General features: G+C 35.0%; 23 protein-coding genes. 11 read left to right on the forward strand and 12 right to left on the reverse strand.

The genetic code is table 11. The features are described 5' to 3' along the window. The first annotated feature begins 307 nt into the window (after positions 1 to 307). The 5 genes from pbpC to FVB9532_RS15655 all read left to right on the forward strand — a co-directional run bounded on the left by pbpC (position 308) and on the right by FVB9532_RS15655 (position 8,981). Positions 308 to 2,656, forward strand: coding sequence for a penicillin-binding protein 1C (gene pbpC / locus FVB9532_RS15635; RefSeq protein WP_150546121.1), 2,349 nt, complete (start codon positions 308 to 310; stop codon positions 2,654 to 2,656). A 134-nt stretch (positions 2,657 to 2,790) separates the two neighbouring features. Next, complete coding sequence (locus FVB9532_RS15640) at positions 2,791 to 3,273, forward strand: GbsR/MarR family transcriptional regulator (protein ID WP_150546122.1); 483 nt, start codon at positions 2,791 to 2,793, stop codon at positions 3,271 to 3,273. Positions 3,274 to 3,291: 18 nt separating this feature from the next. Next, the gene (locus FVB9532_RS15645) at positions 3,292 to 4,422 is read left to right on the forward strand and encodes an efflux RND transporter periplasmic adaptor subunit (RefSeq protein ID WP_150546123.1); all 1,131 of its coding nucleotides are present in this window, start codon (positions 3,292 to 3,294) and stop codon (positions 4,420 to 4,422) included. Positions 4,423 to 4,440: 18 nt separating this feature from the next. Continuing rightward, a complete protein-coding gene (locus FVB9532_RS15650; RefSeq protein WP_150546124.1) occupies positions 4,441 to 7,575 on the forward strand; it encodes an efflux RND transporter permease subunit in 3,135 nt (1,044 codons plus the stop codon). 8 nt (positions 7,576 to 7,583) lie between these two features. Then, on the forward strand, positions 7,584 to 8,981 hold the full coding sequence (locus FVB9532_RS15655) for an efflux transporter outer membrane subunit (RefSeq protein ID WP_150546125.1): 1,398 nt from the start codon (positions 7,584 to 7,586) through the stop codon (positions 8,979 to 8,981). Positions 8,982 to 9,071: 90 nt separating this feature from the next. Here the strand turns inward: FVB9532_RS15655 and FVB9532_RS15660 are convergent, their stop codons facing one another. After that, on the reverse strand, positions 9,072 to 9,545 hold the full coding sequence (locus FVB9532_RS15660; RefSeq protein ID WP_150546126.1) for a CYTH domain-containing protein: 474 nt from the start codon (positions 9,543 to 9,545) through the stop codon (positions 9,072 to 9,074). Between the two features lie 121 nt (positions 9,546 to 9,666). Here FVB9532_RS15660 and FVB9532_RS15665 point away from each other — a divergent pair, with 121 nt between their 5' ends. Then, positions 9,667 to 11,316, forward strand: coding sequence for a mechanosensitive ion channel family protein (locus FVB9532_RS15665; RefSeq protein ID WP_150546127.1), 1,650 nt, complete (start codon positions 9,667 to 9,669; stop codon positions 11,314 to 11,316). 82 nt (positions 11,317 to 11,398) lie between these two features. On the opposite strand, the gene FVB9532_RS15670 is transcribed toward FVB9532_RS15665, so the two are convergent. From FVB9532_RS15670 to FVB9532_RS15685, 4 genes are all read right to left on the reverse strand, one after another. After that, a complete protein-coding gene (locus FVB9532_RS15670; RefSeq protein WP_150546128.1) occupies positions 11,399 to 11,839 on the reverse strand; it encodes a MarR family winged helix-turn-helix transcriptional regulator in 441 nt (146 codons plus the stop codon). Positions 11,840 to 11,941: 102 nt separating this feature from the next. Then, positions 11,942 to 12,358 carry an organic hydroperoxide resistance protein gene (locus tag FVB9532_RS15675; protein WP_150546129.1) on the reverse strand — a complete coding sequence of 139 codons (417 nt, stop codon included), beginning with the start codon at positions 12,356 to 12,358 and terminating at the stop codon, positions 11,942 to 11,944. Positions 12,359 to 12,454: 96 nt separating this feature from the next. Further along, complete coding sequence (locus FVB9532_RS15680; RefSeq protein WP_150546130.1) at positions 12,455 to 13,942, reverse strand: MltF family protein; 1,488 nt, start codon at positions 13,940 to 13,942, stop codon at positions 12,455 to 12,457. Positions 13,943 to 14,009: 67 nt separating this feature from the next. Then, positions 14,010 to 14,675, reverse strand: a complete 666-nt coding sequence (locus FVB9532_RS15685) for an NAD(P)H-binding protein (RefSeq protein ID WP_150546131.1) — start codon at positions 14,673 to 14,675, stop codon at positions 14,010 to 14,012. A gap of 53 nt (positions 14,676 to 14,728) precedes the next feature. Between FVB9532_RS15685 and dinB the strand changes: the two genes are divergently transcribed. After that, the gene (gene dinB / locus FVB9532_RS15690; RefSeq protein ID WP_150546132.1) at positions 14,729 to 15,820 is read left to right on the forward strand and encodes a DNA polymerase IV; all 1,092 of its coding nucleotides are present in this window, start codon (positions 14,729 to 14,731) and stop codon (positions 15,818 to 15,820) included. On the opposite strand, the gene FVB9532_RS15695 is transcribed toward dinB, so the two are convergent. From FVB9532_RS15695 to FVB9532_RS15720, 6 genes are all read right to left on the reverse strand, one after another. Next, complete coding sequence (locus FVB9532_RS15695) at positions 15,793 to 16,278, reverse strand: hypothetical protein (protein ID WP_150546133.1); 486 nt, start codon at positions 16,276 to 16,278, stop codon at positions 15,793 to 15,795. The two genes, dinB and FVB9532_RS15695, sit on opposite strands and share 28 nt — an antisense overlap. Positions 16,279 to 16,500: 222 nt before the next feature. Next, a complete protein-coding gene (gene pyk / locus FVB9532_RS15700; RefSeq protein WP_150546134.1) occupies positions 16,501 to 17,931 on the reverse strand; it encodes a pyruvate kinase in 1,431 nt (476 codons plus the stop codon). Continuing rightward, complete coding sequence (locus FVB9532_RS15705) at positions 17,931 to 18,413, reverse strand: IPExxxVDY family protein (RefSeq protein WP_150546135.1); 483 nt, start codon at positions 18,411 to 18,413, stop codon at positions 17,931 to 17,933. The genes pyk and FVB9532_RS15705 overlap by 1 nt, the downstream gene beginning before the upstream one ends. A gap of 86 nt (positions 18,414 to 18,499) precedes the next feature. Continuing rightward, positions 18,500 to 19,240 (reverse strand): ribonuclease III, encoded by a 741-nt coding sequence (gene rnc / locus FVB9532_RS15710; RefSeq protein ID WP_150546136.1) that lies wholly within the window; start codon positions 19,238 to 19,240, stop codon positions 18,500 to 18,502. Between the two features lie 7 nt (positions 19,241 to 19,247). After that, positions 19,248 to 20,501: a beta-ketoacyl-ACP synthase II gene (gene fabF / locus FVB9532_RS15715; protein ID WP_150546137.1), complete on the reverse strand. Its 1,254-nt coding sequence runs from the start codon at positions 20,499 to 20,501 to the stop codon at positions 19,248 to 19,250. A gap of 12 nt (positions 20,502 to 20,513) precedes the next feature. Next, positions 20,514 to 20,750: an acyl carrier protein gene (locus FVB9532_RS15720; protein WP_150315387.1), complete on the reverse strand. Its 237-nt coding sequence runs from the start codon at positions 20,748 to 20,750 to the stop codon at positions 20,514 to 20,516. Between the two features lie 156 nt (positions 20,751 to 20,906). Between FVB9532_RS15720 and purN the strand changes: the two genes are divergently transcribed. Next, entirely contained in the window at positions 20,907 to 21,497 is a 591-nt protein-coding gene (purN, locus tag FVB9532_RS15725) for a phosphoribosylglycinamide formyltransferase (RefSeq protein WP_150546138.1), read from the forward strand. Beyond that, positions 21,497 to 22,126: a ribonuclease H1 domain-containing protein gene (locus FVB9532_RS15730; RefSeq protein ID WP_150546139.1), complete on the forward strand. Its 630-nt coding sequence runs from the start codon at positions 21,497 to 21,499 to the stop codon at positions 22,124 to 22,126. Before purN ends, FVB9532_RS15730 begins: the two co-directional genes overlap by 1 nt. Positions 22,127 to 22,239: 113 nt before the next feature. Here the strand turns inward: FVB9532_RS15730 and FVB9532_RS15735 are convergent, their stop codons facing one another. After that, positions 22,240 to 22,887, reverse strand: coding sequence for an OmpW/AlkL family protein (locus FVB9532_RS15735; RefSeq protein WP_150546140.1), 648 nt, complete (start codon positions 22,885 to 22,887; stop codon positions 22,240 to 22,242). Between the two features lie 238 nt (positions 22,888 to 23,125). On the opposite strand from FVB9532_RS15735, the gene FVB9532_RS15740 reads away from it, so the two are divergent. Both FVB9532_RS15740 and FVB9532_RS15745 read left to right on the forward strand, forming a co-directional pair. Further along, positions 23,126 to 24,049 (forward strand): PfkB family carbohydrate kinase, encoded by a 924-nt coding sequence (locus FVB9532_RS15740; RefSeq protein WP_150546141.1) that lies wholly within the window; start codon positions 23,126 to 23,128, stop codon positions 24,047 to 24,049. A 44-nt stretch (positions 24,050 to 24,093) separates the two neighbouring features. Further along, positions 24,094 to 25,995, forward strand: coding sequence for an amidophosphoribosyltransferase (locus FVB9532_RS15745; protein ID WP_150546142.1), 1,902 nt, complete (start codon positions 24,094 to 24,096; stop codon positions 25,993 to 25,995). Positions 25,996 to 26,002: the final 7 nt, after the last annotated feature.

The following is a 26,002-nucleotide window of genomic DNA, read 5'->3' on the forward strand; positions in this document are numbered from 1 at the left end:
ATGATCGTATTGTGAGTGAATGATCTTCATCATTAAATTTTGATTATCCAGAATTTGTAATAAGGGGTTTTCTTCATTCCAGACCTTCCTGTTAGGCAGGTCTGGAATTTATACTGTATTGAAAACAAAAAATTGAGAGGAGATCCTGAATCAAGCCCGCCTACCAGACGGACAGGTTCAAGATGATAACGACTTACAATGATTCATTCCACCAATTCAAATTTACGACCAACAAAACCTATAAAAAATCAGGATCATGGCTTTTTATAGTTAATTTAGGGGAATCTGTAAATACGATTAACCTAGAATGCTTCACTTCCTCAAAAAACATCCTATTAAAATTGGTTTGCTGCTAGTTTTAGGGTTGGTGTGGCTTTTTTGTTTGCCAAAACAGCTCTTTAACGAACCGACTTCTACCGTTTTAAAAAGTCGGGAAGGTTTAATGTTGGGCGCTCGCATTGCCGATGACGGCCAATGGCGATTTCCCAAACAAGACAGCGTACCGCATCGGTTTGAGCAATGTATCTTGAATTTTGAAGATGAATATTTTTATTGGCATCCCGGTTTTAATCCGTTCGCAATTACCAAAGCGCTTTGGGAGAACCTTACTACGGAAGGTCGTCGTGGCGGAAGTACACTTACGCAACAAGTGATCCGTTTATCCCGTAAAAATCAAGAACGCACGTATTGGGAAAAAGTGATTGAGATTTTTCAAGCTACCCGATTAGAACTGAGGTTCAGCAAAAAAGAAATCCTTAATCTTTATGCAACTTACGCTCCTTTCGGCGGAAATGTAGTGGGATTAGAAACCGCTTCTTGGCGCTATTTCGGGATTTCTTCACAGGATTTAAGTTGGGGACAAGCAGCGGCTTTGGCGGTTTTACCAAACGCACCGGCTCTGATCTTTCCGGGAAAGAATGAGAAAATCTTGAAACAAAAACGTGACCGATTGCTTTTAAAACTTTTTAAAAATGAAGTCATCGATCAAACTACTTACGAGTTAGCTTTAGCAGAACAACTTCCGGGAAAACCTTTTGCACTTCCGGAAATCACTCCGCATCTTACTGAAAAATTACGAAATGATCATCAAGGAACACAGTTAACCTCAACAATCAACTATTCGCTTCAGCAGCAAATCAATGAAATTGCAAGGAAAAATTATGAGTCCTTACGCCAAAATGAAATTCATAACTTGGCTATTTTAATCCTTGACGTTCATACTCGAGAAGTTTTAGCCTATGTTGGGAATTCGCCTACAACTTCAGAACACGACCATTTTGTAGATATTATTCAGCGGCCACGAAGTACAGGAAGTATTTTAAAACCCTTTTTATATGCCGCAATGCTTGATGAAGGAAGTCTTCTTCCACACACCCTAATTGCTGATATTCCTACTTCGGTGAATGGTTACAGTCCACAAAACTTTGATAAAGTGTTTAACGGAGCCGTTCCCGCCAGTGTCGCTTTAGCAAAATCACTCAACGTCCCGGCGGTTCGCATGCTTCAGGATTACGGATTGCAAAAATTTTATCATCAACTGCAAAAACTTCAGCAGAAAAACATTAATAAACCGGCAGACTATTATGGACTTTCATTAATTCTTGGTGGTGCTGAAAGTTCGCTTTGGGATATCACCAAGGCTTATGCAGGAATGGCTTCGACCTTGAATCATTTTAATGTTTCTTCAAGTGAATATAAACCGAATGAGTTTTTGGAGCCTATATACAAGCTTGGCGAAAAAGCAGCTTTTGGAAAAAATCAATTTCAGCCTGAAGTGTTTAACGCAGGAGCCATTTATCACACTTTAAAAGCCTTGGAAGAGGTGAACCGACCTACTGGAGAAGAAAACTGGACTTTTTTCTCGAATGCACAAGCGATTTCTTGGAAAACCGGTACGAGTTTTGGTTTTAAAGACGCTTGGGCAGTGGGTGTAAATGCTCGTTTTGCCGTTGGTGTTTGGGTAGGTAACGCAGACGGTGAAGGCCGTCCCGGATTAACCGGTTTACAAGCTGCTGCACCAATTTTATTTGAAAGCTTTGATAAATTGCCAAAAGCTGAAGGTTTTAAAATTCCTTATGATGAATTAATTGAAACTGAAATCTGTACCAAAAGCGGTCATTTAGCTGGAATTTATTGTGATAAAACAGAAAAAGATTGGATTCCTAAAAATGGAACGAGAACTATGGTTTGCGCTTATCATCAGCAAGTGTTCTTAGATGAATCAGAACAATTTCAGGTGAATTCTTCTTGTTATGAATTGGCAGCAATGAAAACGAAAAACTGGTTTTCACTTCCGCCGGTGATGGAATATTATTATGCGCCCAAACATCCAGAATACCAAAGCCTTCCACCTTTTAAATCAGGTTGTTTAAAAGAAGGAGAACACTTGATGCAGTTTATTTACCCAAAGAAAAATGAAGCCATTTTACTTCCGAAGAATTTTAAAGAACAAACTAATCCCGTGGTTTTTAAACTAGCGCATCGTAACCCTGAAACGACTGTATATTGGTATATCGATAAAAAGTTTATTGAAGCTACACAAACTTTTCACGAGATCACTTACCAGCCTGAACCTGGCAAACATTTACTTACTGTTACCGACCAACAAGGGAATAGTTTATCAAGAAGAATTGAAATAGAAACCAATTTCAATTAAACCATCCTTGCTTCTATTAGTCCAAAACGAACAAATCTCTTCACAATTTATTTAACATTATTTTAAGTTTAGTTAGTTCGGTTAATTCCGAACTAACCATATCTTTGCAAACAAAATTCTAAAAACTCCTTAGTATGGTATGTTGTTCTGAAGAGAAAAAAAAATTAATAGAAGAAGTTGGGCTGCATTTTGAAAAGGTAAGCCAAATGGCTCCTTTAGCTGCGAGAATATATGCTATTATGATATTATCGCCCTATGACGGACATACGTTTGATGAAATATTAGAAATGACAAGTGCTAGCAAAAGTTCTGTTTCAACACAACTCAATCTTCTCCTCCAATTAAAGAAGGTAGAATATTTTACCAAATCTGGTGACCGTAAAAGATATTTTCGAGCAAGTAAAAGCTACTTAATCAACACCTTAAAAGAAGATTTAGAAAAAATTAAGAAAGAAATTATTTTAACCAGTAAGATTACAGAATTCAATTCATTATACAATCAGCATAAATTTAAAGAACACGGAGGCATCTCAGTTCTTTACAAAGCTTACTTAACCAAACAGCAAGAAAATATGAAAAGTACCATAGAAAAAATGTCAAAACTTAAAACCCAATAAATATAACCTACGTATAAAATGAGAAAATTATTAGTCAATATAAGTTTATTAGCAGGTGTTCTGCTTCTTGTATCTTGTGGTAATGAAGATAAGAACTCACAGCAACAAGCCCAAGCACAACAAGCAAAACCTTTTCCTGTAATTACTGTCCCCACAGAAACTGTTACAGGTTATAATTCTTACCCAACAAGTATAGAAGGTGTTGTAAACAGTCAGGTGCGCGCTAAGGTACAAGGATACATTCAAGAAGTATTAGTTGATGAAGGTGAAAAGGTAAAAAAAGGTCAAGCCTTATTTAAGCTTGAAACTCAAAGTCTAAATCAAGATGCTGCCGCTGCTAAAGCTAATGTAAATGCAGCTCAAGTAGAAGTAGATAAATTAAAACCTCTTGTTGAAAAAGAAATTATCAGCAACGTTCAATTAGAGACTGCTAAAGCAAAACTTCAGCAAGCTAAGAGCAGCTATCAAAGTATCGCAGCAAATATTGATTATGGTACGGTAAAAAGTCCGGTAGATGGTTTTGTGGGATCAATTAATTACAGACAAGGTTCCTTGATTAGTCCTACAGATGCTACTCCCCTTACGACAGTATCAGATATTCAAAAAGTTTATGCTTTCTTCTCGATGAATGAAAGTGATTATATAGATTTTATTCAAAATACCGAAGGAAAAACACTTCAAGATAAAGTAAATAACTTCCCTCCTGTTTTACTACAATTGGCCAATGGAGAGACCTATGCAGAAAAAGGAAAAATTCAAACGGTTACCGGGCAAATTAATCAGAATACAGGTACGGTAAGCTTTAGAGCTGTTTTTGAAAACCCCAATCAATTATTAACTAACGGAAATAGTGGGGTTATTAAAATACCTCAGACTTATGAAAATGCCGTAGTTATTCCTCAAAACTCAACTTTTGAACAACAAGGTAATATCATTGCTTACAAAGTTGGAGAAGAAAATAAAGTTACCAGTACAAAAGTAGTTACTAAAGCTGCGGTAGGTAATTTATACGTGGTAGAATCAGGATTAAAAAAAGGGGATAAAATTGTAGCTAAAGGAGTATCGAAGTTACGACCTAATACTAAAATTGAGCCACAAGAAGTAGCGTTTGATAGCGTTGCAAAACCGGTTAAACAATTATTTCAATAATTATTTAGATAGAAAATTATGTTAAAAACATTTATAGAAAGGCCTGTACTTTCTACAGTAATCTCTATTATTATCGTAATTCTAGGGGTGCTTGGGTTAACCACATTGCCTATTGAGCAATACCCAGATATTGCTCCGCCAACTGTAAAAGTTTCAGCAAACTATACAGGAGCAAGTGCCGAAACGGTTTTAGAGAGTGTAATTATACCCATTGAAGAACAAATTAACGGTGTTGAAGGTATGACTTACATTACTTCAACAGCGACCAACAATGGTACGGCAGAAATCACGGTTTATTTTGAACAAAATACCAATCCCGATATCGATGCGGTAAACGTGCAAAACCGAGTAGCTTTAGCCTCCCCGCTTTTACCACAAGAGGTAACTCAGGCCGGGGTGACCACTCAAAAACAACAGACCAGTGCATTAATGTTCTTGTCATTTTACAGCACCAATCCCGATTATGATGCAACCTTCTTAAACAACTACCTCAACATTAATGTGGTACCAGAATTTAAAAGGGTTTCTGGTGTTGGTGATGTGAATGTATTTTCGCGTCAAGATTATGCCATGCGTATTTGGTTAAAGCCTGATAAACTTGCCGCTTATAACTTAGTGCCTTCTGATGTAATTGGTGCTTTAAATGAGCAAAGTTTAGAAGCCGCTGCCGGTACGCTAGGGCAAAATAACGGAGAGACATTCTCCTATACCATAAAGTATCCTGGACGTTATAAAGAAGAAGGCCAGTATAAAGACATTATTATCAAAGCCTTAGGAAATGGTAAATTCTTACGTTTAAAAGATGTCGCAGATATTCAGTTAGATGCACAATCATACCAAGTAAGTTCAAACACATTAGGAAACCCTAGTGTGAGTATGGCGGTTTACCAAACTAAAGGCTCTAATGCACAAGAAATTATCGAGAACATTAAATCTCGATTAAGCGAATTAAAGAAAGATTTTCCGGAAGGAATCGAAGTATTTATTCCTTACGACACCAATGAATTTCTAGAAGCTTCGATAGACAAAGTAGTTCACACTTTGATTGAAGCCTTTGTTCTCGTATTTATTGTTGTATTTATTTTCTTACAAGATTTTAGATCAACATTAATCCCGGCAATAGCAGTACCGGTATCTATTATTGGTACTTTCTTCTTTTTAAGTTTGTTTGGTTACTCCATCAACCTACTTACGCTATTTGCACTAGTACTCGCCATTGGTATTGTAGTAGATGATGCTATTGTTGTCGTAGAAGCTGTCCATGCCAAGTTAGATGAAGGAGAAAAGGATGCTAAAAAAGCAACCATAGGAGCTATGAGTGAAATATCAGGAGCTATTATTTCTATTACATTAGTGATGGCTGCTGTATTTATTCCCGTAACCTTTGTACAGGGACCTACTGGGGTGTTTTATGAACAGTTTGGGATTACTCTTATTGTAGCGATCGCAATTTCAGCAGTAAATGCTTTAACATTAAGTCCCGCGCTTTGTGCTTTATTTTTAAAGCCTCACGATGAAGATAAAAAGAAAAACTTTTTACAGCGTTTTTATGCAGCTTTTAACCGTGGTTTTAATGCGACAATTACGCGATATGGGCAATCATTACATTTTCTATACAAAAACAAATGGATTACAGCCGTTATTTTAATTTTATCGGGTGTAGGTATTTGGTGGACAGCTAGCACTACTCCTACTGGTTTTGTTCCTAATGAAGATAGAGGTATTGTCTTTGCGAATATTGAATTACCAGCAGGTTCTTCTTTAGACAAAACCCACCAAGTAACTTCATTATTATACAATAAAGTTAAAGATTTACCCGGTGTACAGGGACTTAACATGGTAGATGGGTTTAGTTTATTAAATGGTCAAGGTAGTAATTACGCCTTAGGCTTTATTAAACTTGATAACTGGGAAGAAAGAGATTCTGATGACCTATCTGTAGAAGCGATTACCGGACAATTATTTGGTGTTGCATCAACCATTCCTGAAGCTAATATCATTTTCTTCTCTCCACCAAGTATTCCTGGTTTTGGGGCATCTTCTGGTGTTGAAGTTAATTTATTAGACCGTTCAAGTGGTAGTTTTGAAGAGCTAGATGCGGCAAACAAAGAATTTATAGGCAAGTTAATGGCTCACCCAGAGATACAATATGCACAGTCCTCTTTCAACACAAAATATCCACAATATCAAATGGATATCAATATGCCATTGGCTAAGCAAACTGGAGTCAATGTAGGTGATATTTTCTCTACCTTACAAGGTTATGTAGGGGGTATTTATGCCGCAGATTTTTCAAGATTTGGAAAACAGTATCGGGTTTATATTCAAGCTTACCCACAAGACCGGGCAGATCAACAAGATTTAAATAAAATGTTTGTAAGAACCAATAGTGGTTCTATGGCACCATTAACCGAGTATGTGAGTTTAAAAAGAGTATATGGACCACAATCTGTAACTCGTTTTAATTTATTTAACTCTACAAAATTAACGGTCGCAATGAACCCAGGATATAGTTCTGGTGATGGTATTGCTATTGTCCAAAAAGAAGCAGAAAGCTTAGGTACAAATTACACTACGGCTTATTCTGGTCTTACCAGAGAAGAGGTAAGTTCTGGTAGCCAAACCATTCTTATTTTTATGTTGTGTGTTGTGTTTGTTTACTTTTTACTTTCTGCACAATACGAAAGTTACTTACTGCCATTCTCTGTAATCTTTTCATTACCGCTGGGTATTTTTGGCGCATACTTTTCTACTAAAATGATGGGGTTAGAAAATAATATTTATTTTCAGATTGCCTTAATTATGTTAGTAGGCTTACTTGCTAAAAATGCGATTTTAATTGTAGAATTCGCTATCCAACGAAGAAGAAGTGGAGAATCTATCGTAGAGTCTGCGATTAATGGAGCCAAAGCCCGTCTACGGCCTATTTTAATGACCTCATTTGCGTTTATTTTGGGACTTATGCCATTAGTTTTAGCAAACGGTGTAGGTGCAGAAGGTAACCGTTCTATTGGTACAGGAGCTGTTGGAGGCCTTTTAATAGGTACTATATTAGGAGTGTTTGTTATCCCTATTTTATTTATTCTATTTCAATGGCTACAAGAAAAAATAGGGAAAAAACCAGAAGCCGTAACCGCTAATAACGAAGAATAAAAATTGCTATGAACATTATATATAAATATAAATTTGCAATACTTCCACTTGTTTTTTTAAGCTTACAATCTTGTTTTGTAGCGAAAGACTATGAACAACCGGAAATTGTAAATGAAGAAAATTTTAGAACCGACAATATTCCTCAAGATAGCCTTACTATGGCAGATGTTTCTTGGAGAGATATGTTTACAGATCCTGTTTTGCAAGACTACATCGAAGAAGGTCTTCAAAACAATATTGATATTCGGGTAGCGCTTCAGCAAATAGTATCTGCTGAAGCTTACCTGAAACAAGGTAAGGCGGGTTATTTCCCCTCTGTAACGATAAACCCCACCTACACTCATCAAGAACTTTCATCTAATAGCCAGTTTGGAAATTTTTTCTCTTCATTAAATCAATATGAACTAAGTGCAGACCTGTCTTGGGAAGCTGATATCTGGGGAAAAATTAGAAGCCAAAAAAGAGCTTATGAAGCTTCCTATTTGCAAAGTGTTGCAGCACATCAAGCGGTAAAAACCACCCTAATTGCTAATATTGCTTCTACCTACTATCAATTGCTTTCGTTAGATGAACAACGAAGAATAACCGAGCAAACTATAGAAACCAGAAAGAAGAGTTTAGAGACCAATAAAGCTTTAAAAGAAGCCGGGAACATTACGGAAGTTGGTGTAAAGCAAACCGAAGCTCAATTGTATACGGCACAAGCCATACTTATTGACACCAACAATCAAATAAGGTTATTGGAAAATACTATGTCTATTTTATTAGGCAAAGAACCGGAAGATATTAACCGAACTTCTCTTGCTCAACAAAATATAGATACAGAATTAAAAACCGGTGTTCCTGCTCAATTGTTAAGAAACAGGCCAGATGTAATTCAGGCAGAATATGGTTTAGTAAACGCCTTTGAAATGACAAATGTGGCAAGAGCTAATTTTTACCCATCCCTTACGTTAACAGCTACGGGAGGTTTACAATCATTGGATTTGGGAGAACTTTTGGATACAAATTCTTTATTTGCCACGATTATAGGAGGAATCACGCAACCTATTTTTCAAAGAAGACAAATAAAAACGCAGTATGAAGCTTCTCAAGCGCAACAAGAGCAAGCGAGACTTCAATTTAGGCAAGCTTTTTTAACGGCAACCAAAGAGGTAGCCGATGCTTTATATAACTATGAAGCTGCTACTGATAAGATTGAAGTAAAACAAAAAGAATTTGATGCTTATGATATTGCTACAGATTATTCTCAAGAATTATTAAATAATGGCTTAGCCAATTATCTTGAAGTTTTAACGGCTAGACAAAACGCACTTAACTCTCAACTTGATTTAATTACAGCAAAATACAACCAGTTAAATTCTATCGTCAACCTTTACCAAGCTGTAGGTGGAGGATGGAAATAAAGATTTATAGTTTGTAATTTTTGGTTAGTTAGAATCGCCTTGTAGAATTTATTTTTGCAAGGCGATTCCTTTTATCTAAACTTCTAGCTTTTATGATTTCCAAGTGGTATAGGGTTGTTGTGTTAAAGCTGAATTATAATACTTCCGTTCTCCGGTAACTTCAGTAGCTAACCAATGGGGAAGTTCAACCTTTTCATTTTCAGAATTCATTTCTACTTCAGCAATAATTAATCCTTCATTATCACCATAAAATTCATCTACTTCAAAAGTATGTTTTCCCGATTTTATCAAATAGCGAGTTTTTTCAATTTTTCCGGGCTCGCATAATTTCAATAAAGCTTCTGCATCTTCTACCTCTATTTCCTTTTCCCATTCGAAACGGGACAAACCATTCTCAGAAGATTTTCCTTTTACAGTAATAAAAGCTTTGTTTCCTTTAATTCTTACACGCGTGGTTCTTTCTGGATGAGCGTTTAAATAGCCTTGCTTGATGTGAAATGATTGATATGCTTCTTTTTTAAATTCTTCATTTTTCACCAAAAACTTTCGTTCTATTTCTACCATGTTGCTTTTCTTTCAAAAGTAAAATATTTCATTTTAATTTTTTTCAATCTTAATAAATGAATAATTTATTTATTTTTAACTTCATAATTAGCCACATTTATATGGCTTAAAACTTAGCGCTATGTTTTTTAAGCGATTTATTTTGCTTCTTTTTTTAAGTGTTATAAATTTCTCTTATGCTATAGTTTTTCCATCTGTTAGTCAAGATTCTATCGTGAAACAGGGAGGCTTTCCTGTAATTGGAAAGGCGGGTGAGGAATTGTTTTCTATCTATCATAAATCTGGGGACTTATCGGCAGCAGAACGAGCTAAAATTATTTCTGAAAGGATTAAAAAAATCGATGCCAATAGCTTTTCAAAAGATTCCCTCAACATTTTAACCGATAAGGAAAACCTAGAAATCGTATATGGTAATCAAACCCTACTTAATATTACGGATTTAGATACGCTTGAAACTCAAAAATCGAAAAAGGAATTAGCCCATTTTTATACGGATATAATTTCTGCTAATCTCGATATTTCTGAAAGTAAATACATCCCCAAAAACATATTTTTAAAAGTCGGTTTTGTCATTTTAATTCTTTTAGGATTATGGTTGGCACTTAGACTAATTGGATTTTTAAACAAAAAAACTATCCTATTAATCGAACGCAAAAAGGATAAATGGTTAAAAAGCCTGACATATAATAATTACACGTTCATCACTCCTGAACAGGAACTCAATGTCATTTTAGTTATAGTTAAAATCTTAAAATGGTTTTTAATTCTGCTAGTGGTATATATTTTCTTTCCGCTTATTTTCAGCGTGTTTGAGTTTACCCAAGGTTGGTCTAATTATCTTTTCGGTTTAATTTTTTCATCATTCGGACAGGTATTTACTGCCATTTGGAGCTACTTCCCCAACTTGATTAAAATTGCAGTGATCATTTTTGTGATGCGCTATTTTGTGAGAGCTGTAAAGTATATTTTTTCTGAAATTGAAGATGAAAAATTACAAGTTTCCGGGTTTCATCCCGATTGGGCCATGCCCACTTTTACTATTATTCGGTTTTTGCTGTATGCTTTTATGTTCGTGCTAATTTTCCCATTATTGCCCGGTTCAGATTCTAGTATTTTTAAAGGTGTTTCGGTATTTCTTGGAGTTTTACTTTCGCTCGGTTCTTCTTCAGCCATTGCAAACATGGTAGCCGGATTGGTTATTACCTATATGCGACCTTTTAAAATTGGTGACCGAATTAATATTGGCAATACCACAGGAAATGTGATTGAAAAAACATTATTGGTTACCCGGTTGAAAACTATTAAAAACGAAGAAATTACAATTCCGAACTCAGCGGTGTTAAGTGGAAATACCGTGAATTATTCTACCTTCACCAAAGAAAAGGGGGAAGGTTTAATTATCAATACTACAGTAACCTTGGGGTATGATATACCGTACAAAACGGTTTACGAAGCTTTAATTGAAGCTGCTTTGCGCACCAATCTTATTGAAAAACAGCCGAAACCTTTTGTGTTACAAACCAGTTTAGATGATTTTTATGTTTCATACCAATTAAACGCTTATACGAAACACGCCAACAAACAAGCGCTTATCTATTCAGATTTACATCAAAACATTCAAGACTGCTGTAATGAAATGGATATTGAAATTTTATCTCCACATTACCGTGCTCAACGGGATGGAAATATGACGACGATTCCAAAAGATTATTTAGATAATAATTATGAAGCACCCAGTTTTACTATTAAAACCAGAAAATCTGAAGATTAGATAAATTTTTCTGCTGAAGAAAAAAGTTAAGAAATTAAAAATAGGAGGAGATTTTGTGCCAAAAATAGTAATTCAACCAGAATTACTTTTCGCTCATTTCACCAATCATTTTATATAATAATCGATACAATTCTTTCGCTTCTTCCATGGATAATGGAATTTGTTCAGCCAATAGCCCCGGGACATCACACGCCTGATCTTTAAGTTTTTTTCCTTTTTCGGTTAACGTAATTACTATATTACGTTCATCGGTTTCAGAACGTTTACGCTCTAAAAAACCACGTTGCTGAAGTCTTTTTAAAAGTGGTGTTAAGGTGTTGGATTGTAATTGAAGTTTTTCAGCAATCGTGCTTAAATTCACTTCGTCTTTTTCCCAAAGCACCATTAATACCAAATACTGCGGATAGGTAATGTCTAAATCCTTTAACATTGGTTGGTAACGTTGAATCACTAACCGCGAAGCTGTATACAACGGAAAACAAAGTTGATTATCCAGTTTTAAAGCTTCATATTTTTCACTCATCTTTCAGCGATTTTGAAAATTAATTTCTTCAGAATTGAAAGTAATAAAAAAATTCCCTTTCTACAGCTAAGCAAAAAGGGAATTTTATTTTTTAAAAATGAATTATACCACTTCTAACTCAACTTCTATATTTCCGCGAGTAGCGTTAGAATAAGGACAAATTTGATGAGCTTGTTCTACCAATTCTTGCGCTTTCTCCTTCTCTACTCCAGGAATTTCAACGCTAAGTTTTACCGCTAATTGAAAGCCTCCTTCATCATTTGGGCCAATACCGACCGTTGCAACTACGGTTGTTTCTTTTTCTGGTTTCACCTTAGCTTTACCGATGACTAAATTTAAAGCGCTATCGAAACAAGCTGCATAACCTGCTGCAAATAATTGTTCAGGATTTGTGGCTCCGCCTTTTCCTCCTAGTTCTTTTGGCAATAAAATGTCAAAATCTACAAATCCATCTTCGCTTTTTACATGTCCGTTTCTTCCTCCTGTGGCAGAAACTGTTGTTTGATATTGTGTTTTCATAACTTAACTATTTTTTATCTTTTACGATTAAATCGTTCACGATACAAAAATATAGAATTATTTATTTCAATAAGTAAAAGACATGTTAAATTCTAGTTAATTGGATACTACTTGAGAAGAGGTATCTGGAGTTTTTAAAGGAATTAATTTTTTATAATGTTCATACCGGAGGAAAATTTCTTTTACATATAAATAAGGTTCACGTCCTCTTACAAAGCCGTATTTTATCTCTGGTCGATTAAAAAATTCCCGAGAACTCAACTTCAGTAAATAATCTTCTACATTATCATCCCAAACAAAAGGGTCTTCACCAAAAGCCTTGGTTAACCGTTGAGCATCTCTTACATGACCTAGTCCGCAATTATATGCTGCCAAAGTAAATTTAATTCGCTGTATGCTATCTTCAACCTTAAAGAATTTTTCATGTAACTGTTTTAAATACCGCGTTCCTGCATTTAAATTTTGAGAAGGATCGTTCATATTCTTTACTCCTAAATCCTTAGCTGTTCCGGGCATTAACTGCATCAATCCAACAGCTCCAGCCCACGAATTATCATTGGGTTCAAACCGAGATTCTTGATAAATCTGAGAACTTAACAATCGCCAATCCCAACCTAACCTTTCTACGTTATTTTTAATTAAATCGTCGTACGGACTTATTTTTCCTTGATTTTTGCTATAAAAATCACTTTTAATCCTTCTGCGATAAGACTTCTTATTTTTAAAATACTTGTTGTACACCACATAGTAAAAATCTTTTTTCTTAATATTTTTCAACCAAGAGTTGATTTCTACCAATAATTCTGGAGAGTTTTTTCTAACCGCCCAAGCAATTCGTTGAGAAAAACTTATTTCGGTATCAATATCTAAAATAGGGTTGTACGTCTTATTAATCGCAGCAATGTTGTAATCTGAAATGGTGTAATCAATTTTATCTTCGACCACCATTTTTATGATATCTTCTGTCGTTTTATCTCCGGAAACAAATTGAATATCAATCTTCCCTCCTATTTCTTTTTCTAAATTCTTTAATCGCTCGTAATAGGAAGAATTTTTTCTTACATACACTTTCTTTCCAATCATATCGATTGGATCATTAATCAGTTGCTTTTTTATTTTGTACATCGGTAACCTTCGCCAATTATCAGGACGCCTTTGCACCAATACTTGATGCGTTAAATAATGATAATCAGTAAAGGCTACTTGTTTTTTTCGGTCTTCCGTCACCGAAAGTCCAAATGCCACCAAATCCCCATCACCACGATTCAGCATATCAAACAAATGGTCGATATCATTGGCAACTTTAATATCCAATTCGAGTTTTAAATGCTCAGCCAATTTTTTGACCAGTTCATATTCAAAACCCATGGGTTTCCCTCGATATAAAAAATAGCTAGTGGAATTATAAATGGTGATGACCGTTAGCTTACCATCTTCTTTGATTTGTGAGAGATCTCTTGCTAACTCAACATTTTCAGAAATCAACGCAGATTTTTCTTCTGAAGTCACTACTTCTTTCTTACAACTGAAAGAAAAAATTAGAACACCAATGAATAAATAAAATGTAATTTTTCTTCTATACATTAAAAGTTTGATTTTCTGTAAGATACAAAAAAATTAACAAACCCTTAATTCGTATGCTCTTCAGCGGCTAATGTTCTACTACTATATGCTTTATTTCTTCTGACTCAATAATTGTCTTGGAATAGCTAATTTTAGTCAAAATATGCATACATTTTGCAATGGTTTCAGCTTTGATAGAGCGGTATTTTTTTAAAGGCCCCACCATTAAAAAATTAGCGGCTTTCATGACTTGTTTCCAAGCAAATTCAAAAGGTCTATTTTCTTCCCGATTACCGTCAATTAACGAAGGACGCAAAATATAAGCCTCTGAAAGTTTTTGGCCCAACACTTCTTCTTCCATTTCACCTTTGGTTTTATTATAAAAGAAACGACTGTTCTTATCGGCGCCAAGCGCTGAAATAACAATCATTTTCGGGATATTATTCTGCTTCGCTAATTTCGCAGCTGCTACAGGAATACCAAAATCTACTTTTCGATAAGTTTCATTGTCTGGACTTTTCTTTTGCGTAGTCCCTACACAGCAAAACACTACATCTGCTTGAAACTGCTCTTCGTATTTTTCAAGCTGAAATAAATCGATTAGGTATTCTTTAATTTTAGGATGCTGGTTATTGACGCTGCTCCTTGAAAAAAGAATGATTTTATGGAAGCTTTCATCTTTTAGCAATTGCTGAAGTAACAAACTTCCGGTTAATCCGGTCGCACCAAGAATAATTGCAGTTTTTGTTTTCATAAGGGTAAGTTATAAAATAAGGTTCAAATATGAAGATTGATTAACTTTGCATTGTGAATAAACAGCGCAAAATTATACATATTGATATGGATGCGTTTTACGCTTCTGTAGAACAATTGGACAATCCTGAATTACGAGGAAAAGCTATTGCGGTAGGTGGCGGCTCTAAGCGTGGCGTAGTAAGTGCTGCTAGCTATGAAGCCCGAAAATTTGGAGTGAAAAGTGCGATGAGCGGTGCGATGGCCAAAAAACTTTGTCCGCACCTTATTTTTGTAAAATCTAATTTTGATCGCTATCGGGAAATTTCACAACACATTCGAAGTATTTTTCTTGAATATACCGATTTGGTAGAACCTTTATCGTTAGATGAAGCTTATTTAGATGTTACTGAAAACAAAAAAGGAAACCCTAGTGCCACATTAATTGCCAAAGAAATACGAGAGAAGATCAAAGAAAAAACGGGATTGAATGCTTCCGCAGGAATTTCTATCAATAAGTTTATTGCAAAAATTGCTAGTGATTACAACAAACCCAACGGACAGAAAACGGTAAACCCTGAAGAGGTAGAGGAGTTTTTAGAGCAACTGGAAATTCGGAAATTTCACGGCGTGGGAAAAGTGACTGCTGAAAAAATGTATCAATTGGGAATATTCACCGGAAAAGATTTAAAAACCAAATCGGAAGAATTTTTAGCGGAGAAATTCGGGAAAAGCGGCCCTTATTATTATAAGGTGGTTCGAGGGATTCATTTAAGTGAAGTAAAACCTAATCGCATTCGTAAATCCCTAGGGGCAGAACGTACGTTTTCTGAAAATATCACTTCTGAAATTTACATGTTGGAACGCCTGGAACACATCGCAGAAGAGATTGAACGCCGACTGGCAAAAAGTAAGGTTGCCGGAAAAACGGTTACCTTAAAAATAAAGTACAGCGATTTTACCATACAAACACGAAGCAAAACTATTTCTTATTTTATTTCTACTAAAGAATTGATTTTAGAAGTCGCTAAGGAGCTTTTATATCAAGAACGAATGAAAGATTCAGTTAGGTTATTAGGAATTTCCCTTTCTAACCTTAACACCGATAAAAAAGACAAACCGGAAGAAAAAGAAGAAGTTTACGTACAGTTAAGGTTTGAGTTTTGACGCTCAGTTTCCAAAACATCTAAAATATACTGTGCTTTTTCTGTAATAAAATTTACTTTTTGATGCTGAAAATAGAATATTATAGATTGCTCTTTTACCTTTATATCATTCAGGTTTTGTAAGTCATAAACTTTACTTTGGTTGTAATAAGTCCAAATTAAATTTTGACCGGTAATCTTCAAATTTACTTTTTGAATAAAACTAATATTCAACATTCTTACTTCTTCATCTACAAAAATTTCTTCTCCATCTCCCAATTGATAAGGTTTTGATTTTTTCAAATACAAAACAAGCTTATAAGCATAAGGCAAGCCTACAAAATAAAAAATAGCAAAAAGCACCGATTGAAGAATTGAGATCTTAAAATTATAGCCAAATAAAAGGAAATTAAAAATGAAGTATATTCCGCTTATCAATAAAATTTGAGTCAAATAGATAATCATTATTTTCTTTTTCATCTTTATTTCATGTTTATTATAAATTTAAAGCATTTTTTCATTATCAAATACTTTATTGATTACTCTCGATTTTTTTTGAGCCTGTAAATATTTCACATTTAAAGGATTTGTTTGAGCTCTTCTTAAATTTATGTAGGCGATGATTTAAAAAAGCGCACCAAAAAGCACGGCGGGTTGCTTTTTCAAGCAACCCGCAACACCCAAGTTATATATAAACTCGTATTATTCGATTTCTGAAACACGTAAGGTGTTTACCATACCTTTGTTACCAATTGGCATTGCGGCAAGGTTCACTACAAAATCTCCTTTTTTAACTACTTTTTTATCTTTAGCAATTTGGTTTACATCTTCTACCGTATCATCGGTACTAACGAACTTATCGTAATAATATGCATTCACCCCCCAAAGAAGACTTAGTTGCGTTAAGATTCGTTTATTAGAAGTAAATGCTAAAATTTGTGCATCTGGACGCCAAGCTGAAATCTGAAAAGCTGTATATCCACTATTGGTTAAGGTACAAATTGCTTTTGCGTCTATTTCATTAGCCATTAAAGCTGCATGATAACATACCGATTTAGTAATGTACCTTTTGGTTTTTATATGTGGTGGATCATGAGGTACGGTAATTAATTTAGAATGTTCAACGCTTTGGATAATTTGCGTCATTTTCTTAATTACATCTACCGGATATTTACCTACAGAGGTTTCTCCACTTAACATTACGGCATCGGCTCCATCCATTACAGAGTTCGCTACGTCGTTTACTTCTGCTCTAGTTGGCGTAAGGCTGCTAATCATCGTTTCCATCATTTGGGTAGCGATAATTACCGGAATACGAGCTTTTTTAGCTTTTAACACTAATTCTTTTTGAATTAATGGTACTTCGTGAGCAGGAACTTCAACTCCTAAATCTCCACGGGCAACCATTAAACCATCACAAGCCTGAACAATTTCGTCAATATTTTTTACGCCTTCAGGCTTTTCAATTTTTGCAACAATTGGAATTTTATGATCTCCGTGCTTATTGATTAAATCCTGAAGCTTTTTAATGTCTTTTGCATGGCGTACAAAGGATAGTGCCATCCAGTCTACTTGCTTCTTTATAGCAAATTCTGCATCTTTTATATCCTTTTCTGTCAAGGCAGGTAAAGAAATATTGGTATTAGGTAGGTTTACTCCTTTTCTGGAACGCAAAGGCCCTCCTTGAATTACTTTGGCTTCTACCTCATCTTTTCCGTTCGTTTTAACTACTTCAAAGATAAGTTTACCATCGTCCAATAAAATTCTCTCTTTGGCTTTTACATCTTTAGGAAAAGTATCGTAATTCATATAAACGCGCTCGGCGGTTCCTTGAAATTCCTTTCCGGTAGCAAAAGTGATAATATCGCCTTTGTTTACCACCACTTCTTCCTTCATTACGCCTACACGAAGTTTAGGACCTTGTAAATCTCCTAAAATACCGGCATTAAAGCCATATTGCTCGTTTAATTCCCTAATCATTTTTATACGCTCTTCTACATCTTCATAATTGGCGTGGGAAAAATTAATTCTAAATATGTTTACTCCGTTTTCAAGCATCGCTTTTAAAGTCTTTTTAGAACTTGTTGCGGGGCCTAACGTGGCTACAATTTTTGTATTCTTAGATTTATGCATTAGCTAAATATTAAGTTTTCTATAGTTTTTAGTTGATTAAGCTCAACTTCGTAAGCTGTTACAATCTGATTTATTTTATTTATTTCCAGTAGTAGTTTTTTTATGTTTACCACTCCGGTATTATCTTCAATTTTTAAAAAGCAGTCCACATTTTTAAAATCGGGAAGTAGGTTGACCGTTTTTTTAGTTTCGTCTTCAAACAAAAACCCTTGGCTTTGTAAATGGTTGGTTTTGATTTTAAATTTATTAGAAACCAAGTAATAATCACAACCTTCTACTTCACTATAATAATTATAGAGTTCATAAAATGCTAATCCCTCCGGATAGCTATAATCTACATCTGTGGGTTGCCGCTGTAAGCTTATCCCAAGAATTTTGTTTAGGTTATAAACAACTCTATAAACTTCTGCTGAACAATGTATGGCAATAAGGGCAAATTCTTCTTCCACTAAATCGTCCAACCACAACTTATTTACCGCCATATTATTCAATCTATAAAATTATAACAAGATAACAAGTTTTACACGGGTACAAAGTTAAATAATCTTCAAATTTAAAGCTGAAACCCCTACTGTTTTGTATTAATTTTATTTTGAAAAGCATAATAAGCTCTTTTAGACGCTTTTTCTTCTGCTTTCTTCTTGGAGGTTGCCCTTGCTTTTGCTATTACTTTACCATCTATCCACAGCTTTACAGCAAAATGCTTTACTTCATTTTTACCTGTATCTTCATAAACTTCATAATTGAATTTATGTTTTTGCTTCTGGCACCACTCAATTAAAAGGCTTTTGTAACTAATAACTTTGCCTTCCAGTTGCTCTATATCTACATACGGATGTATGACCCGCTCATAAATAAATTTTTCACAGAATTTATAGCCTCTATCTAAGTAAATAGCTCCTATTAAAGCTTCAAATAAATTCCCGTGAATGTTTTGCCCAAAATGGTCTTTTGGAATATTGGTTTCTATAAACTGGATGAGATTTAAATCATTCCCTAGTTCATTTAAATGTTTTCTACTTACTACCTTAGACCTCATTTTGGTAAGGTAACCTTCATCTCCTTCAGGAACTTCATTAAAAAGATAGGCAGCAATAATGGCACTAAGCATCGCATCACCTAAAAACTCTAAGCGTTCGTAATTCAAATCGTTCCCCAAGGAATCTTTTTTATTTAGGGAGCGATGAACAAAAGCTCTTTTGTAATTGGTAATACTTTTAGGCTTAAAGCCAATGATATTTTGTATAGCATCAAAAAAATTCCCGTTCTTACCAGAACGGGAATTCAATATGTTACGAATAACGTTCATTAAACGCTTATTCGTTTATCTTTTTAAATAAAACACAAGCGTTGTGACCACCAAAACCAAAGGTATTGCTCATCGCCACATTTACTTCTCTTTTTTGCGCTTTATTTAAAGTTAAATTTAGTTTCGGGTCGATATTTTCATCTACTGTTTCATGGTTAATCGTTGGCGGTATCAAACTGTGTTTCATTGCCAAAATTGAAGCAATTGCCTCAATAGCTCCGGCAGCACCCAGTAAATGACCCGTCATAGATTTAGTAGAATTAATATTTATAGATGGTGCGTGATCCCCAAATACTTTCCCTATAGCTTTAAGTTCTGCAACATCACCTAATGGTGTTGAAGTACCGTGCGTATTAATGGCATCTACGTCTTCAGGGTTTAACCCTGCATTACGCAAACAATTTTTCATTACCGCAACGACTCCTAGTCCATCGGGATGTGGTGCCGTCATATGATAAGCATCTGAAGAAAGACCTCCTCCTAATACTTCACCATAAATTTTTGCTCCACGTGCTTTGGCATGCTCATACTCTTCCAAAATTAACGAACCAGCTCCTTCTCCCAATACAAAGCCATCACGATTAGCATCGAAAGGTCGGGAAGCTTTTTGTGGATCGTCGTTTCTAGTAGAAAGCGCATGCATGGCGTTAAAACCACCCATTCCTGCTTGAGTTACGGCTGCTTCACTACCACCGGTTACAATCACATCACTATATCCCATTCTTATATAGTTGAGTGCGTCGATAATAGCATTAGCAGAAGAAGCACAAGCGGAAACAGTTGTGTAGTTTGGACCCATAAAGCCATGTTTGATAGAAATATTACCCGGGGCAATATCTGCTATCATTTTAGGAATAAAAAATGGGTTAAAACGAGGTGAACCGTCTCCATTTGCGAAATTTTTAACTTCTTCTTGAAATGTTTCAAGACCGCCAATCCCGGCTCCCCAAATTACACCCACGCGATATTTATCTACATTTTCCAGATCTATTCCGGAATCTGTAATGGCTTCATCGGAAGCTACCATCGCATATTGGGCAAATTTGTCTAACCTTCGGATTTCTTTACGATCAAAATATTCATTGAAGTTGAAATTTTTGATTTCGCAAGCGAACTTGGTTTTAAATTTTTCTGTATCAAAATAGGTAATAGGAGCACTTCCGCTTTTTCCATTAACCAATGCTTCCCAATATTCTTCAATATTGTTACCAATTGGTGTTAAGGCTCCTAAACCTGTAACTACTACTCGCTTTAACTCCATAAGTGGGTTTTCTTATTTTTTTGCGTCCTCGATGTAAGAAATGGCTTGACCAACAGTTGCAATATTTTCTGCTTGGTCGTCTGGAATTTGGATATCAAACTCTTTTTCGAATTCCATGATTAACTCAACGGTATCTAAAGAATCCGCTCCTAAATCGTTAGTGAAGCTTGCGTCGTTAACAACTTCGTTCTCGTCAACTCCTAATTTATCAACGATTATTGCTTTTACTCTTGATGCAATGTCTGACATAATTTTATTTTTTTAAATTTAAATAAGTGGCAAAAATAAAAAACTTTAGTTTAAAACAAGTTTTAGTTTAAAAAATGTGCCCCTAATTTATACAAATTTAAAGGAAGTAACTATTTTTATATTTTAATTATTTCTAAAATTTACATAATTCCTACTATGGATTCTTCAAATTCAGCCAAAAAAATTGTGATTTTCGCCTCTGGACAAGGTTCTAACGCTAAGAACATTATCTATCATTTTAAAGATAGAAATGATGTTAAAATTGCTCATGTCATGTCTAATAATATTCGGGCAAATGTGTTAAAAATGGCTCACGAACATGAAATTAGCTCGCTTTATTTTGATAGAATTGCACTTTACAACTCTAATGAAGTGCTTCATTTGTTAAAAGATGCACAACCTGACCTAATCGTTTTGGCAGGTTTTTTATGGATGATGCCCGAAAACATCCTAAATGAATTTGAAGGAAAAATAATTAATATCCATCCTGCACTCCTTCCTAAATATGGAGGAAAAGGAATGTATGGCAATTACGTGCATGAAGCCGTTTTAGAAAACGAAGAAAAAGAATCTGGGATTACCATACATTGGGTGAATGAAAACTATGATGAAGGAAAAACCATTGCGCAGTTTAAAGTAGATGTACACCCTAGCGATTCTGTAAAAACTTTACGGGAAAAAATTCAGCAATTGGAAAAAAAGCACTTCCCAAAAGTAATTGACCAAATCCTTTTTAAAGAATCTTAATGGCCAAGAAAAAGTTTTATGTAGTTTGGAAGGGAAACAAAACAGGAATTTTCAATTCTTGGGAAGAGTGTAAAAAAGCAGTAGCTGGATATAAGGGAGCGCAATACAAATCTTTTAAAAGCATAGAAGAAGCAAAAAAAGCCTTTAGCGTTTCTTTTTTTGAATACAAAGAGAATCACCAGAACTCTGTTCCGCTATATCAATTAGAGAAAAGAGCTCAAGAAGTTAATTTTAATTCTTTAAATGTAGACGCCGCTTCTAGTGGGAATCCTGGAAAAATGGAATATCGGGGCGTTTACACCAAAACCAATAAAGAATTATTTAAACAGGGGCCTTTTCCGCAGGGAACAAATAATATAGGTGAGTTTTTAGCTATTGTTCACGCCTTGGCTTTTCTTCAGAAAAAAAACAGTCATCTCCCTATTTATACAGATTCAAAAATTGCAATGGGTTGGGTAAAGAAGAAAAAATGCAATACTAAACTTCAGCCTAATGCTAAAAATGCAGAATTATTTCAACTTATTAAAAGGGCAGAAATCTGGTTACACAACAATACCTATTCTAATTCTATTTTAAAATGGAACACGAAAGAATGGGGAGAAATCCCTGCTGATTTTGGCAGAAAGTAATTATAAACACAGTAAAGCTGCCCTAAAGAATATTGAATATTTATCGATTAGTATTTTGAACCGACAATTTTTTAAGGCAGCTTTTTTGGCTTTCTAAATAAAAATAACACCTATTACAGCTTAACACCAACACCTAATCCAAAAAGCCAAGGATTAATATCTACATCTGCTCCTACTGTAGCACCTAAAGCAGAAGTAGCATTTACCGTAACATCGGTTTGTAAGAATAGTTTTTTCACATCCAGGTTAATAAACCATTTATCACTAATCATATAGTCTATACCCAATTGTCCGGCAAAGCCAAAACTATTATCATAGTCTAAATCATCTGCAACAGGTCCTTCATCTACACTATAAAAAATAGTATAGTTTAAACCAGCTCCTACATAAGGTTTAAAATCACCTAATGAAGTGTAGTGATATTGAAAAGTAAGGGTAGGAGGCAATAACCAAACACTTCCTAAATCAATATTACCTACAGCAGTATTAATTGCTTCAACATCGTGTTTGGTAGTCCCAAGAATAAGTTCCAGTGACCAATTTTCAGTAAAAAAATAGGTTATGTCCAATTCAGGAATAACCGTAGTAGAAATATCTGCATCCCCACCTATCGCTTCTATCGAAGCACTTTCGTCTGGTGAAACAACTACTCCTCTCAACCTAAATTGCCAAGGATTATCTTGAACTTTTTCACTTTCTTGAGCTTGAAATGAAAAACTAATCAATAATGCGGCAAATGTTGTAAATACAAATCTTCTCATGATTTTTAAATTTTATTATTGGTCAAAAATATTTCTATTTCTATCCTGAAAAACTGATAAAAATCAGCAATAGATATTATTTTTATTCTTATTACCTAAAACACTAAATGCAATTCTTTTTAAAAATTTGATCTAGAGAAAAGATTACTTTTTTAGAGATTAAAATATTAATCCACTTCAGCTTCCTATTAAGTTTTTATAAACACCTTATATTTGCAACAAATTCTAAGCAAGTAAAATGAATAAATTAGTAGTTGTAGGTACCGTAGCCTTTGATAAAATTGAAACTCCTTTTGGTAAAACCGATAAAATTTTAGGTGGAGCCGGCACATACATTGGCATTGCGGCTAGAAAGTTTGGTATAGATACTGCAATTGTTTCAGTGATAGGTGGCGATTTTCCTGAGGAATACATCAAAATTCTTAAAGAAAAAGAAATCAATACTGAAGGGTTAAAAATGGTAGAAGATGGCAAAACCTTCTTTTGGAGTGGCCGTTACCATAACGATATGAATTCTCGCGACACCTTAGATACTCAGTTAAACGTATTGGCAGATTTTCAACCTGTTGTTCCTTCATCTTATAAGGATGCTAAAATCGTAATGCTGGGAAATTTGCATCCTTTAGTTCAAATGAGTGTGATTGAGCAAATGGATAAGCCTGAGCTTATTGTTCTTGATACGATGAACTTTTGGATGGATAATGCTCTAGAAGATTTAAAAAAGGTAATCGCCAAAGTTGATGTAATTACTATTAATGATGAAGAAGCAAGACAACTTTCCGGTGAATATTCATTAGTAAAAGCTGCCCGTGAGATTGAAAAAATGGGTCCCGACTATGTAGTGATTAAAAAAGGTGAACACGGTGCTTTATTATTTCATAAAAATGAAATGTTCTTCGCACCCGCCCTTCCTTTAGAAGAAGTTTTTGACCCAACCGGAGCCGGAGATACTTTTGCTGGCGGTTTTGTAGGGTATCTAGCTAAAACCAATGACACTTCTTTTAAGAATATGAAAAACGCAATTATTTATGGTTCTAATTTGGCATCATTTTGTGTGGAAAAATTTGGAACTGAAAGGATGCTGAATTTAACCGACGAAGAGATAGAAGAACGCTTAAAAACATTTAAAGCATTAACCCAATTTAAAATCAACTTAGATTAACCTCAATATCAACAACACAACAACCCTAAATCTCTGCATAGTTCATGAGTGATGCTATTAAACACGAGTGCGGTATCGCACTTGTTAGGTTATTAAAACCTTTAGAATACTATAAAGAAAAGTACGGTTCATCTTTTTACGGGTTAAACAAGATGTACTTAATGATGGAAAAACAGCACAACCGAGGTCAGGATGGTGCTGGTTTGGCCAGCATTAAATTAGATACTTCTCCCGGTGAAAGATATATTAGCCGTGTAAGATCTAACCAAACGCAACCTATTCAAGATATTTTTGCACAAATCAATGACCGCATCAACGACGAATTGCAAAAACATCCGGAATATGCCGAAGACGTCGAAGCGCAAAAAAAGAATATTCCTTACATAGGTGAATTGTTTTTAGGTCACGTTCGCTACGGTACATTTGGTAAAAATAGTATCGAAAGCGTTCATCCATTCTTGCGACAAAACAATTGGATGCACCGTAACCTCATCGTTGCCGGAAACTTTAATATGACCAATGTTTTTAAACTATTTAACAATTTAGTTGAATTAGGTCAGCATCCAAAAGAAAAAGCCGATACCGTTACGGTAATGGAAAAAATAGGTCACTTCTTAGATTCTGAAGTACAAAAAGTTTATAAAAAATTAAAAAAAGAAGGCTACAGCAAAAAAGAAGCTTCCCCTCATATTGCCAATAGACTTAACGTTGCTAAAATTTTACGTAAGTCTTCCAAAGATTGGGATGGCGGTTATGCTATGGCAGGTTTAATGGGACATGGAGATTCTTTTGTATTAAGAGATCCTGCCGGAATTAGACCCGTTTATTATTATATAGATGATGAAGCTGTAGTTGTTGCTTCAGAAAGACCCGTGATTCAAACTGCTTTTAATGTAGATTTTGACGATGTAAAAGAATTAGAGCCGGGGCATGCTTTGATCACGAAAAAAAGCGGAAAAACTTCTATTAAAAAAATCATCGAACCTTTAGAGCGTAAAGCTTGTTCTTTTGAGCGTATTTATTTCTCTAGAGGAAGTGATGCTGAAATTTACCAAGAGCGAAAAAACTTAGGACGTTTTATTATGCCTGAAGTTTTAAAGGCCATAGATTACGATACGATTAATTCTGTATTTTCATTTATCCCGAACACAGCTGAAACCTCATTCTACGGAATGGTGGAAGCTGCTCAAGATGAATTGAACCGTCAGAAAAACGAAGCAATACTAGAAGAAAAAGAAACACTTACCGACGCTCGTTTAAAAGAAATTTTATCGTATCGTCTCCGTACTGAAAAAATTGCTATTAAAGACGCGAAACTCAGAACTTTCATTACCGAAGACAGTAGCCGTGACGATTTGGTAGCTCACGTTTACGATGTAACTTACGGCGTGGTTAAACCTGAAGATAACCTGGTAATCATAGACGATAGTATTGTTCGCGGAACTACCTTAAAGAAAAGTATTATTAAAATGATGGACCGGTTAGGTCCAAAGAAAATCATTGTGGTTTCTTCGGCACCGCAAATTCGTTATCCGGATTGCTACGGAATTGATATGGCAAGGTTAGAAGATTTTGTTGCCTTTAAAGCAGCACTAGCACTTTTAAAAGAAGCCAATCAATACGATTTAGTAGAAAAAGTTTACGAGAAATGTAAACAACAAGTTGATTTAGAAGATAGCGAAGTACAAAACTTTGTAAAAGAAATTTACGAACCTTTTACTTACGAGCAAGTTTCTAAAAAAATTGGTGAGCTACTCTCAGACGAAACTGTCAAAGCTGAAGTGGAGGTGATTTACCAAAAGGTAGATAAGCTTCACGAAGCTTGTCCCAAGAATTTAGGAGACTGGTATTTTACCGGAGATTACCCAACTCCAGGAGGAAATAGAGTGGTAAATAGATCCTTTATTAATTTCTTTGAAGGCAATAAAGAGCGTGCATATTTGTAATTAATCG

This window comes from Mesonia oceanica, assembly GCF_902499555.1.
In the GTDB taxonomy this organism is placed as follows: Bacteria; Bacteroidota; Bacteroidia; order Flavobacteriales; family Flavobacteriaceae; genus Mesonia; species Mesonia oceanica.

Bases quoted from the DNA above. Each gene is read 5' to 3' on its own strand.
- pbpC (WP_150546121.1), top strand. From the start codon at position 308: ATGCTTCACTTCCTCAAAAAACATCCTATTAAAATTGGTTTGCTGCTA.
- FVB9532_RS15640 (WP_150546122.1), top strand. From the start codon at position 2,791: ATGGTATGTTGTTCTGAAGAGAAAAAAAAATTAATAGAAGAAGTTGGG.
- FVB9532_RS15645 (WP_150546123.1), top strand. From the start codon at position 3,292: ATGAGAAAATTATTAGTCAATATAAGTTTATTAGCAGGTGTTCTGCTT.
- FVB9532_RS15650 (WP_150546124.1), top strand. From the start codon at position 4,441: ATGTTAAAAACATTTATAGAAAGGCCTGTACTTTCTACAGTAATCTCT.
- FVB9532_RS15655 (WP_150546125.1), top strand. From the start codon at position 7,584: ATGAACATTATATATAAATATAAATTTGCAATACTTCCACTTGTTTTT.
- FVB9532_RS15660 (WP_150546126.1), bottom strand. From the start codon at position 9,545: ATGGTAGAAATAGAACGAAAGTTTTTGGTGAAAAATGAAGAATTTAAA.
- FVB9532_RS15665 (WP_150546127.1), top strand. From the start codon at position 9,667: ATGTTTTTTAAGCGATTTATTTTGCTTCTTTTTTTAAGTGTTATAAAT.
- FVB9532_RS15670 (WP_150546128.1), bottom strand. From the start codon at position 11,839: ATGAGTGAAAAATATGAAGCTTTAAAACTGGATAATCAACTTTGTTTT.
- FVB9532_RS15675 (WP_150546129.1), bottom strand. From the start codon at position 12,358: ATGAAAACACAATATCAAACAACAGTTTCTGCCACAGGAGGAAGAAAC.
- FVB9532_RS15680 (WP_150546130.1), bottom strand. From the start codon at position 13,942: ATGTATAGAAGAAAAATTACATTTTATTTATTCATTGGTGTTCTAATT.
- FVB9532_RS15685 (WP_150546131.1), bottom strand. From the start codon at position 14,675: ATGAAAACAAAAACTGCAATTATTCTTGGTGCGACCGGATTAACCGGA.
- FVB9532_RS15695 (WP_150546133.1), bottom strand. From the start codon at position 16,278: ATGAAAAAGAAAATAATGATTATCTATTTGACTCAAATTTTATTGATA.
- pyk (WP_150546134.1), bottom strand. From the start codon at position 17,931: ATGCATAAATCTAAGAATACAAAAATTGTAGCCACGTTAGGCCCCGCA.
- FVB9532_RS15705 (WP_150546135.1), bottom strand. From the start codon at position 18,413: ATGGCGGTAAATAAGTTGTGGTTGGACGATTTAGTGGAAGAAGAATTT.
- rnc (WP_150546136.1), bottom strand. From the start codon at position 19,240: ATGAACGTTATTCGTAACATATTGAATTCCCGTTCTGGTAAGAACGGG.
- fabF (WP_150546137.1), bottom strand. From the start codon at position 20,501: ATGGAGTTAAAGCGAGTAGTAGTTACAGGTTTAGGAGCCTTAACACCA.
- FVB9532_RS15720 (WP_150315387.1), bottom strand. From the start codon at position 20,750: ATGTCAGACATTGCATCAAGAGTAAAAGCAATAATCGTTGATAAATTA.
- purN (WP_150546138.1), top strand. From the start codon at position 20,907: ATGGATTCTTCAAATTCAGCCAAAAAAATTGTGATTTTCGCCTCTGGA.
- FVB9532_RS15730 (WP_150546139.1), top strand. From the start codon at position 21,497: ATGGCCAAGAAAAAGTTTTATGTAGTTTGGAAGGGAAACAAAACAGGA.
- FVB9532_RS15735 (WP_150546140.1), bottom strand. From the start codon at position 22,887: ATGAGAAGATTTGTATTTACAACATTTGCCGCATTATTGATTAGTTTT.
- FVB9532_RS15740 (WP_150546141.1), top strand. From the start codon at position 23,126: ATGAATAAATTAGTAGTTGTAGGTACCGTAGCCTTTGATAAAATTGAA.
- FVB9532_RS15745 (WP_150546142.1), top strand. From the start codon at position 24,094: ATGAGTGATGCTATTAAACACGAGTGCGGTATCGCACTTGTTAGGTTA.